This window comes from Limnohabitans sp. 2KL-27 (genome assembly GCF_001269345.1).
GTDB lineage: Bacteria > Pseudomonadota > Gammaproteobacteria > Burkholderiales > Burkholderiaceae_C > Limnohabitans_A.
On sequence record NZ_CXOP01000001.1, the window covers coordinates 378,260 to 387,819 of the forward strand.

Below are 9,560 nucleotides of genomic sequence, written 5' to 3' on the forward strand. Positions count from 1 at the left end.
GCGGGGTCGGTTGGACGGTGCGCACACAAAGTGCGCGAGCGTCACAGGGAATTGAGGGGCTTGGGCCGGTAACGGGCCACGCGTGCAGCACCCGAAAGCGCTTTGGTGCGCACCCCCGAGCGGGCTTTGTACCACTGCGGCATCGCGCCACGCTTGAGACGCCAGTTTTTGTCGGGGCGAACGTAATAAGGCGGTGGCGGCTCGATGGCGGGCAGATCGCTGTTCAGCCCAGCTGTGGTCTCGGACCAGTCCTTTTCAAAATCAGAAGCCGTGGTCTGGACGGTTTGCTCGACATCGCGGGCCGCCGTCTCCATGGTCTCTTTCATTTTTTTGAGCTCTTCCAGGTCCATCGAGCGGTTGACCTCGGCCTTGACGTCCGACACGTAGCGCTGCGCCTTGCCCAATAAAGTGCCCAAGGTACGGGCCACTTTGGGCAGTTTTTCGGGGCCGATGACGATCAACGCCACCACCCCAATGAGTGCCATTTTCGAAAAACTTAAATCCAGCACAGTGCGGCGCTCGGTCGTTCAAGAATGCACGTGTTCAAGACTTGGTCTTGGCTTCGACGTCGATGGTGGTCTTGTCGGCCTGGGCCGTGGTCGAAGCGGTGACCTGACCGGCCACGGGCGCTGCCTCGTCTTTGGTGCCGCCCTCTTTCATGCCGTCCTTGAAGCCCTTGACAGCGCCGCCCAGGTCGGAGCCCATGTTCTTGAGCTTTTTGGTGCCGAACACCATGACCACGATCAGCAGCACGATCAGCCAGTGCCAAATGGAAAAAGTACCCATGAATATCTCCTAATGATGTTGGGATTCTAAGGGGATCGACACCCGGTATCGGATCGGCCCTGAGGAAGGAAGGATTTGGGGTGGGAAAGCGCTGTTTCAACCCCTGAGCCAGGGGCGCGGCCCGCCCATGACGTGCATGTGCAGGTGGTGCACTTCTTGCCCGCCCTCGCTGCCGTTGTTCACCACAATGCGGAAACCGCCATCCGGGTAAGGGTTGCAACCCTCTTGCAAAGCCAGCTTGGGGGCCAGGGTCATCATGTGCCCCATCAAGGCGGCGTGCTCGGGGGCCAGATGCATCATCGATGGGATGTGCAGCTTGGGGATGATCAAGAAATGGATGGGCGCCCAAGGCGCGATGTCGTGGAAGGCGAAGACATGCTCGTCCTCGTGGACTTTGCGCGACGGGATTTTGCCCGCGATGATTTTGCAAAAAAGGCAGTTGTCGTCGGTCATGGCTTGGTCGGCTTCAAAGTCAAAAAAATCAGTCGGTCACTGGGCGCTGCCCGTTCAGGCGTACCATGCCCAGCACGATGCGGTACAAAAACCAGATGGAAATGGCCACCCAGGCCAGCCAGCCTGGAAAAACAAAAAAAAACCACAGCGGCAAGGTCAGCAGGTACAGCAAAGCCGCCCAGATCACCGTGCGGACACGGTAGCTGAAATGCGCGCGCTCCCAACCCACTGCATCGCCTTTTTTGACCAGGTCAATGATGAGTGCCACCACCAGCAAGGCCGGGCCCATCTGCGCCCCCGGAATCACGGCGCTCACGGCCACGATCAGGTGCAAGATGTAGCTGACCCAGCTGATGGTATGGGTGCTGTCGTCCAGTGCTTGCTCATTCATGGTTCATTCCCCCAGGCGCTCACGTTCCTGCACTTTGCGCAAAGCTTTTTCCTCCAGCCCGCTCAGGCCCTCACGACGGGCCAGTTCGTTGACCACATCCGCTGGCGTCAGGCCATAGTGGGCCAGTGCGATCATGCTGTGAAACCACAAATCGGCCACCTCGTAGACCAGCTTGGATGCATCGCCGCCGTGGTCCACGTCTTTGGCGGCCATCACGGTTTCAGTGGCTTCTTCACCGATCTTCTTCAAAAAAGCGTCTGGGCCCTTGTGCAGCAATCGTGCGACATAACTTTTTTCGGGGTCGCCACCGTTGATGGCCTTGCGGCTTTCGATGATGGCGGCAAGGCGCGCCAAAGTGTCTTCGGAAGACGGGGCCAAGGTGTCGGTAGAACTCATCGCGTTCACTTGTAAATGGTTTCAGGGTCCTTCAGGACCGGGTCAGTCGCCTGCCAGCCATCGGGCTGCAAGCTCTGGAAAAAGCAACTGTGGCGGCCCGTATGGCAAGCGATGCCCGGCTCGTGCCCCAGCTGTGTGACTTTGAGCAGCACCACATCGTTGTCGCAATCGATGCGGATGTCGTGCACCGTCTGCACATGGCCCGACTCTTCGCCCTTGAACCACAGCTTGCCACGCGAGCGGCTGAAATACACCGCCCGCTTGAGTTCAGCCGTCTTTTGCAGCGCCTCGCGGTTCATCCAGGCGAACATCAGCACGTCGCCACTGCTTTGTTCCTGGGCGATGACCGGCACCAGGCCTTTGTCATCCCATTTGATTTTGTCGAGCCAGTTCATAGGGGAGTGATCTTAATCCGTACGCACTGACCTATCGGCCAAGGCCTTCAAAACTCAGTAATGCAGCCTTGATTAGGCGATTTGCAGCTGATCCCTCTCAACACGATAGACCATGCGGTGCTCTTCGTTGATGCGGCGTGACCAAAAACCAGAGAGCGCATGCTTCAAAGAATTAGGTTTGCCTCACTGCGCGGAAACAGCCAGAACCACCTTCGGGTTTGTACGAGCAATTGCAAGTAGCGTGCGCGCTGCACCGCTTGGCTGCTTTCGTCCTTGCTCCCATCCTTGGAGCGTCCGCACGGAGACGCCCAGCAAGTTGGCGAACTGAGATTGAGACAGGCCAGTGGCCTCTCTTGCTTCTGTGGCCGACGAGATCACAACCTTGCCTTTGCCTGCCTTCATGTCTTGGAGTGACCGAAGAATCTCAGCACCAATGTCTCGCTTCGCTTCAAACGCAGCGATTTCGGATGAATTCAGCTTCTTAGATTTCGAGGACACGACGAATCTCCTTGAGTGTGGTGAGTGAGATGTTTTCTGACTCTGACTTCGCATAAAGAGTGAGGAGATAGATCTCGCCAGCTTCGTTTCGAGCGAGGTATACGATCCTGACCCCTCCAGACTTACCTGCCCCCTCACGTAGCCATCGAACTTTGCGTACACCGCCTGAGCCGCGAACCACAGCGCCGGCTTCAGGGTTCTGTGCAATGAAAGATGCGAACTCGGCTCGTTCATCTTCGTCCCAATATCTGGGCCACAGCTTCTGGAAAATGGGGCTTTCGACGACGGTCAGCATGCTGCAACTGTACGCCTAAAGCGCATAGCCGTCAACGGACGTTTCTGTCAGATCGAACGGAAAGCCACGATGCGTTCAAGCGTGTTGACGCAGACCGAACACTGACCAATGGGGGTGCAGTCCAGGCCGAGGCCTCACCCTCGGGAGATGGGGCTGGCCAATGTGGAAGCGTTTTTGAATGAGCGTTACAAACGCACGGGAATACCGCGCTCCCGCATCCGCTCTTTCGCCTGCTGCACCGTGTATTCACCGTAGTGGAAGATGCTCGCCGCCAGCACCGCATCCGCGCCGCCAATGCTCACGCCGTCCGCCAGGTGGTCCAGGTGGCCCACACCACCGGATGCGATCACGGGCACGCTCACGGCGTCACTCACGGCGCGGGTCAGTTGCAGGTCAAAGCCGCTTTTGGTGCCGTCGCGGTCCATGCTGGTCAGCAGGATTTCGCCTGCGCCGTATTCGGCCATTTGGGAGGCCCAGGCCACCGCGTCCAGACCCACGTTTTTGCGGCCGCCATGGCTGTACACGTCCCAGCCGGGGCCCATGGCTAAGCCATTCGCGCCGATGCGCTGCTCGTCTTCCGCGCTGCGGCGCTTGGCGTCGATCGCGACCACGATGCACTGGGCGCCATATTTGGCCGAGGCGTCGCGGATGACCTGCGGGTTGGCAATGGCTGCCGAGTTGAAACTGGTTTTGTCTGCGCCGGCGTTGAGCAAGCGGCGCACGTCTTCCACGGTGCGCACACCACCGCCCACCGTGAGTGGGATGAAGACCTGGCTGGCCACGGCTTCGATGATGTGCAAGATCACATCGCGCCCATCACTGGTGGCGGTGATGTCCAAAAACGTGAGTTCGTCAGCGCCCTGCTCGTTGTAGCGGGCGGCGATTTCCACCGGGTCTCCGGCGTCGCGCAGTTCGACAAAATTGACGCCCTTGACCACGCGACCACCGGTCACGTCCAGGCAAGGGATGATGCGTTTGGCGAGCATGGCGACTTCTCTTATGGGGAATTGTTCAGGGATTCAGCACTTGCAAGCGCTGCCAGCCCGCCCAGCGCCCGCCCGCAGGCAAGGTGATGGGGGTGTAGACCTGCGCAGCTTCGACGCACAGCATGTGGCGCCAGCCGTCATCGGGCATGTCGGCCAGGCGCTTGCACAGGTCTTGCGCGGGGTTCCAGACCACGGTGTGGGCCCAGCTGGGGCTCTGGCTGATCTGCAGGGTCTGGTTCAGCGTCAAGGGATTCGTTGCAGCTTCGTACACGCGGTCAAATTCGGCGGCAAAGCGGAGCATGTCGGCCGCTTGCGCATGGGTGTCGGTGAGCGAATCCCACTCCGCTTGACCGCCCAGGCCCTGCAGCGAGGCTTGCGTCACATCGGGCACGGCCAGGTAGGTGTGCAGTGCGCCCGAAAACGCCAAGGGCTGAGCGTCGGTGTTGTGGATGTTCAGGGTCAGCTGCACAGCGCCTGGGCGCATATCGATTTGCAGCAGCGCTTCAAAGGATTGCGGCCACCACTGGCGGGTCTGGTCCTTGTCTTTCAAGCGCAGCGTGAGGCGGGCATGGTCATCGGTCAGTTCAGCAGCGTCGGCCTGCCAAGCCACATTGCGGGCAAAGCCGTGTTTGGGCAGGCGCTCGGCCAGGGGGCCGCGTTGGTTGAACTGCGGAAAGCACACCGGCACACCGCCCCGAATGGCGGCTTGCCCGTCCACACTGCTTTGGGGGCTGAGGTACAGGCGCTCTTGCCCGCCCGACACCCAGGACAACACATGCGCCCCGTGCAGCGCCACCTGCAAGCGGTCGCCTTGTGGCAGCGTCAACTCGCAAGCGGGCAGGCCTGCGTACGCGGTGTCGCGACAAGTGGCCTGAGCGCGCATCTGAAAAGGTCAGCCGTTGAGTTCGTCGGCGCGTTGCTGCGCCAAGGCGAAGTCGAGGTCGCCCGAATACACGGCGCGGCCGCAGATCACGCCTTCCACGCCTTCGTCTTCGACAGCGCACAACTGCTCGATGTCGGCCATGTTGGACAGGCCACCCGAGGCGATCACGGGGATGGTGAGGGCTTGGGCCAGCTTGACGGTGGCGTCGATGTTGATGCCGCTGAGCATGCCGTCGCGGCCGATGTCGGTGTAGATGATGGACTCGACGCCCCAGTCTTCGAACTTCTTGGCCAAGTCCACCACTTCGTGGCCGGTGAGCTTGCTCCAGCCGTCGGTGGCCACTTTGCCGTCCTTGGCGTCCAATCCGACGATGATGTGGCCGCCAAAGGCGGTGCAGGCGTCTTTCAGGAAACCGGGGTTTTTGACGGCAGCGGTGCCGATGATGACGTAGCGCAGGCCGCTGTCGATGTATTTTTCAATGGTGTCCAGATCGCGGATGCCGCCGCCCAACTGCACCGGGATGTCGTCGCCCACGGCCCTGAGGATGGACTTGATGGCGCCAAAATTTTGGGGTTTGCCTGCAAAAGCGCCGTTCAGATCCACCAGGTGCAGGCGGCGTGCGCCCTTTTCCAGCCAGGTGCGCGCCATGGCAGCGGGGTCTTCGCCAAAGGTTGTGGCTTGGTCCATATCGCCCTGTTTGAGGCGAACGCAGTGGCCGTCTTTGAGGTCAATGGCGGGGATCAGAATCATGGCGAATTAAAAGGAGCTGAGGGGCTGAGAAACGGCAGTGAAAACTTCTCAAGGCTGCCAGTGGAGGAAATTGCGGAACAGGGCCAGGCCTTGGGCCGCGCTTTTTTCGGGGTGAAATTGGGTGGCAAAAATGTTGTCACGGGCAATGGCGCAGGCAAAGCGGCCGCCGTAATCGGTCTGGGCCGCGCTGTGCGCCGGGTTGGCCACCTGGGCGTAGTAGCTGTGCACAAAATAATACCAGCTGCCGTCCTCCACGCCTTGCCACAGGGCGTGCGTTGGGCTGTCTTGCCAGACCTGGTTCCAGCCCATTTGTGGCACTTTGTAGCGGGTGCCGTCAGGCTGGATGTGTCCGGCCAGATCGAACTTGACGACCCGCCCGGGGATCAGGCCCAAGCCTGGCGTGTCGCCCTCGTCGCTGTGGTCCAGCAGCATTTGCATGCCCACGCACACACCAAACAGGGGTTTGGTGGCGGCGGCGTCAAGCACGGCGGCGAGCAGGCCCGAGTCGCGCAACTCGCGCATGCAGTCGGGCATGGCGCCTTGCCCCGGCAAGACCACGCGGTGCGCATCGCGCACCACTTGCGGGTTCGACGTCACGGTGACCTCGGCATGGTCCACGCTGGAGGCGGCGTGCATCACCGCCTGCGCCACAGAGCGCAGGTTGCCCATGCCGTAATCGACCACTGCAACGCGGTTGACGCTCATGTTCAAAGGCTTCCCTTGGTGGAAGGGATGACCCCCACCGAACGCGGGTCGAGCTCAAGTGCAGCACGCACGGCACGGGCAAAGGCCTTGAAAATGGTTTCACACTGGTGGTGCGCGTTCACGCCCTTGAGGTTATCGATGTGCAAGGTGCACAGCGCGTGGTTCACAAAGCCCTGGAAGAACTCATAAACCAGTTGTGTATCGAGCGTGCCCAGCGAGCCGGAGGTGAAGTTCACCTCCATGTGCAAACCGGGGCGACCCGAAAAGTCCACCACCACCCGGCTGAGTGCTTCATCGAGCGGCACATAGGCGTGGCCATAACGGCGAATGCCCTTCTTGTCACCCAGGGCCTGCGCAAACGCTTGGCCCAAGGTGATGCCAATGTCTTCGACCGTGTGGTGACCGTCGATGTGCAGGTCACCTTCGCAGGCGATGTCCAAATCGATCAAGCCGTGACGGGCGATCTGGTCGAGCATGTGGTCCAGAAAACCGATGCCCGAAGCCAGCTTGGCCTGGCCCGTTCCGTCCAGGTTCAGGGCGACGCGGATGTTCGTCTCAGCGGTTTGGCGTGTGACGGCTGCGGTGCGGTTCATAAAGAAGCTTTCAGAGCGGCGAGGAGTTGGTCGTTTTCTGCGGCGGTGCCCACCGTCAGGCGCAAGCAGTTGGCCAGCAATGGGTGCATTTTAGAAATGTTCTTGATCAGCACGCCGTGGGCCTTCAAACCCTCGAAGGTTTGGGCCGCATCGGGCACGCGGGCCAAAATCATGTTGGCCTCGCTCGGAAAGGGGGTCACGCCAGGCAAGGCGGCCAGCGCAGTCAACAAACGGGTGCGCTGCTCGCGCAGGTCTTTGGCCTGGGCGGCGAACACCTCGGTGTGCTCCAGCGCAAACAAAGCGCATTCGCAGTTGAGCACACTGATGTTGTAGGGCGGGCGCACTTTGTCGATCTCGGCCACCAACGCTTTGGGGCCGATCATGTAACCCAAACGCACCCCGGCCAAACCGAATTTGCTGAGCGTGCGCATCAACAGAACATGCGAATGCCGCGCGATACGGTCCGCGTAGCTGCGGCTGGCAAAGGGCTGGTAGGCCTCGTCCATCACCACCAGGCCGCCTTGCGCGCCTTGGGCGAGCACGATTTTTTCAATCGTTTCGTCGTTCCAGAGGTTGCCCGTGGGGTTGTTGGGGTAGGCCAAGTAGACGATGGAAGGCTTGTGCTGGGCAATGGCGGCCAGCATGGCGGCTTCGTCGAGTTCAAAGTCGACCGTGAGCGGCACACCGTGGAAAGCGAGGCCTTGCAACTGGGCGCTCATGGCGTACATGACAAAGCCAGGCAAAGGGGACAGGATGCTGGCACCGGGTACGTCGCAGGCCAGCGCCAGCAGCGAGATCAATTCGTCCGAGCCGTTGCCCAGCATGATGTCAAAGCCTTCGGGCATGCCTGCGTAGGCCGCGAGCGCATGGCGCAAATCGTTCACGCGGCCATCGGGGTAGCGGTTGAGCGCCAAAGCACCCAAGCGCTCGCCCAAAGCTTTTTGCAGATCAGCGGGCAAACGGTGCGGGTTCTCCATCGCGTCGAGCTTGACCATGCCCACCGAGTCTTGGATGGCATAGGCGTGCATGGACTGCACATCCTGGCGGATGCGTTGCATCAGTTGGGGGCTCACTGGGGTGGTGCTCATTGGGGGTCTCGCATGGGCGGCACAGGGTTCAGGCGCAATTCGGCGGCGCGGGCGTGGGCTTGCAGGCCTTCGCCATAGGCCAGCTCAGCGGCAATGCGGCCCAGTGTTTGCGCACCGGCTTCGCTGACCTCGATCAGGCTGCTGCGCTTTTGAAAGTCGTACACCCCCAAAGGCGAGGAAAAACGCGCCGTGCCACTGGTGGGCAGCACGTGGTTGGGGCCCGCGCAGTAGTCGCCCAAACTTTCACTGGTGAACGCGCCCAAAAAGATGGCACCTGCGTGGCGCAGCAGCGGCTCCCAGCGGTGCGGGTCGCGGCTCGAGACTTCGAGGTGCTCGGGCGCAATGCGGTTACTGATGGCGCAGGCTTCTTCCATGCTGCGTGTCAGGATCAAGGCGCCCCGGTCGTTGAGCGATTTGGCGATGATCTCGCGCCGGGGCATGGTGGGCAGCAGGCGATCGATGGCGGCCTGCACTTGCGCAATGTAGGCCGCATCGGGGCACAGCAAAATGCTTTGCGCCAATTCATCGTGCTCGGCTTGGCTGAAAAGGTCCATCGCCACCCAGTCGGCAGGCGTGCTGCCGTCGGCCAAGACCAAAATTTCGCTCGGGCCCGCAATCATGTCAATGCCCACGGTGCCGAACACCCGCTTTTTGGCGCTGGCCACATAGGCGTTGCCCGGGCCGGTGATTTTGTCGACCTTGGGGACGGTGGCAGTGCCGTAAGCCAAAGCCCCCACCGCTTGCGCGCCGCCCACGGTGAAGGCGCGGCTCACGCCAGCCACACAGGCGGCGGCCAGCACCAAGGGGTTACGCAAGCCTGCTGGCGTGGGCACCACCATGATGATCTCTTGCACCCCGGCCACATGGGCCGGAATGGCGTTCATGAGCACCGAAGAGGGGTAAGCGGCTTTGCCACCGGGCACGTAAATGCCCACGCGGTCCAGCGGTGTGACTTTTTGGCCGAGCAGCGTGCCGTCTGCATCGCGGTAGCTCCAACTCTCGCCAGAGGCTTTTTTCTGAGCCTCGTGGTATTGGCGGACTCGGGCGGCGGCGGCTTGCAGGGCTTCGCGCTGCGCTGCAGGCAGGCTGTCCAAGGCAGCTTGCAACTCCGCTTGGGTGATCTCCAAGGCCTTCACATCGGCGGCTTGCAGTCCATCAAAACGCTGGGTGTACGCCAGCACCGCCGCATCGCCACGCTGCTGCACATCGGCCAGGATGTCGGCCACGCGCTGCTCGATGGCGGCGTCGGTGTCGGCAGACCAATGCAGGCGGGCCGCAAAGGCCGCTTCAAAACCGGCGTCCGCCGTGTTCAGCTGCAGGGGTTTGGCTGGGAGACCCATG

General features: G+C 61.3%; 15 protein-coding genes and 1 pseudogene. All 16 read right to left on the reverse strand.

All coding sequences use genetic code 11. The annotated features are described in order from the left end of the window. Positions 1 to 41: 41 nt before the first annotated feature. The 16 genes and pseudogenes from tatB to hisD all read right to left on the reverse strand — a co-directional run bounded on the left by tatB (position 42) and on the right by hisD (position 9,559). Entirely contained in the window at positions 42 to 509 is a 468-nt protein-coding gene (tatB, locus tag LHAB_RS01880; protein ID WP_090043670.1) for a Sec-independent protein translocase protein TatB, read from the reverse strand. A 34-nt stretch (positions 510 to 543) separates the two neighbouring features. After that, positions 544 to 786: a Sec-independent protein translocase subunit TatA gene (gene tatA / locus LHAB_RS01885; protein WP_090043671.1), complete on the reverse strand. Its 243-nt coding sequence runs from the start codon at positions 784 to 786 to the stop codon at positions 544 to 546. A 96-nt stretch (positions 787 to 882) separates the two neighbouring features. Further along, entirely contained in the window at positions 883 to 1,239 is a 357-nt protein-coding gene (locus LHAB_RS01890; RefSeq protein ID WP_090043672.1) for a histidine triad nucleotide-binding protein, read from the reverse strand. A 28-nt stretch (positions 1,240 to 1,267) separates the two neighbouring features. After that, positions 1,268 to 1,630 carry a DUF4870 family protein gene (locus tag LHAB_RS01895; protein WP_090043673.1) on the reverse strand — a complete coding sequence of 121 codons (363 nt, stop codon included), beginning with the start codon at positions 1,628 to 1,630 and terminating at the stop codon, positions 1,268 to 1,270. Positions 1,631 to 1,633: 3 nt separating this feature from the next. Then, complete coding sequence (locus LHAB_RS01900) at positions 1,634 to 2,026, reverse strand: phosphoribosyl-ATP diphosphatase (RefSeq protein WP_090043674.1); 393 nt, start codon at positions 2,024 to 2,026, stop codon at positions 1,634 to 1,636. 5 nt (positions 2,027 to 2,031) lie between these two features. Continuing rightward, a complete protein-coding gene (gene hisI / locus LHAB_RS01905) occupies positions 2,032 to 2,421 on the reverse strand; it encodes a phosphoribosyl-AMP cyclohydrolase (RefSeq protein WP_090043675.1) in 390 nt (129 codons plus the stop codon). A gap of 72 nt (positions 2,422 to 2,493) precedes the next feature. Beyond that, positions 2,494 to 2,592: pseudogene (locus LHAB_RS01910) on the reverse strand (type II toxin-antitoxin system YoeB family toxin); the annotation flags it as partial. A 12-nt stretch (positions 2,593 to 2,604) separates the two neighbouring features. Next, positions 2,605 to 2,919, reverse strand: coding sequence for a helix-turn-helix domain-containing protein (locus LHAB_RS01915; RefSeq protein ID WP_228763312.1), 315 nt, complete (start codon positions 2,917 to 2,919; stop codon positions 2,605 to 2,607). Then, positions 2,903 to 3,214, reverse strand: coding sequence for a type II toxin-antitoxin system RelE/ParE family toxin (locus LHAB_RS01920; RefSeq protein ID WP_090043678.1), 312 nt, complete (start codon positions 3,212 to 3,214; stop codon positions 2,903 to 2,905). The genes LHAB_RS01915 and LHAB_RS01920 overlap by 17 nt, the downstream gene beginning before the upstream one ends. 185 nt (positions 3,215 to 3,399) lie before the next feature. After that, positions 3,400 to 4,200 carry an imidazole glycerol phosphate synthase subunit HisF gene (gene hisF / locus LHAB_RS01925; RefSeq protein WP_090043679.1) on the reverse strand — a complete coding sequence of 267 codons (801 nt, stop codon included), beginning with the start codon at positions 4,198 to 4,200 and terminating at the stop codon, positions 3,400 to 3,402. A 25-nt stretch (positions 4,201 to 4,225) separates the two neighbouring features. After that, positions 4,226 to 5,083: a D-hexose-6-phosphate mutarotase gene (locus LHAB_RS01930; RefSeq protein WP_090043680.1), complete on the reverse strand. Its 858-nt coding sequence runs from the start codon at positions 5,081 to 5,083 to the stop codon at positions 4,226 to 4,228. A gap of 9 nt (positions 5,084 to 5,092) precedes the next feature. Further along, complete coding sequence (hisA, locus tag LHAB_RS01935; protein ID WP_090043681.1) at positions 5,093 to 5,833, reverse strand: 1-(5-phosphoribosyl)-5-[(5-phosphoribosylamino)methylideneamino]imidazole-4-carboxamide isomerase; 741 nt, start codon at positions 5,831 to 5,833, stop codon at positions 5,093 to 5,095. Between the two features lie 48 nt (positions 5,834 to 5,881). Next, positions 5,882 to 6,544, reverse strand: coding sequence for an imidazole glycerol phosphate synthase subunit HisH (gene hisH, locus LHAB_RS01940; protein WP_090043682.1), 663 nt, complete (start codon positions 6,542 to 6,544; stop codon positions 5,882 to 5,884). After that, positions 6,541 to 7,131, reverse strand: coding sequence for an imidazoleglycerol-phosphate dehydratase HisB (gene hisB / locus LHAB_RS01945; protein WP_090043683.1), 591 nt, complete (start codon positions 7,129 to 7,131; stop codon positions 6,541 to 6,543). Before hisB ends, hisH begins: the two co-directional genes overlap by 4 nt. Further along, positions 7,128 to 8,219, reverse strand: a complete 1,092-nt coding sequence (gene hisC, locus LHAB_RS01950) for a histidinol-phosphate transaminase (protein WP_090043684.1) — start codon at positions 8,217 to 8,219, stop codon at positions 7,128 to 7,130. Before hisC ends, hisB begins: the two co-directional genes overlap by 4 nt. Next, positions 8,216 to 9,559, reverse strand: coding sequence for a histidinol dehydrogenase (gene hisD / locus LHAB_RS01955; protein ID WP_090043685.1), 1,344 nt, complete (start codon positions 9,557 to 9,559; stop codon positions 8,216 to 8,218). Before hisD ends, hisC begins: the two co-directional genes overlap by 4 nt. Position 9,560 lies beyond the last annotated feature (1 nt).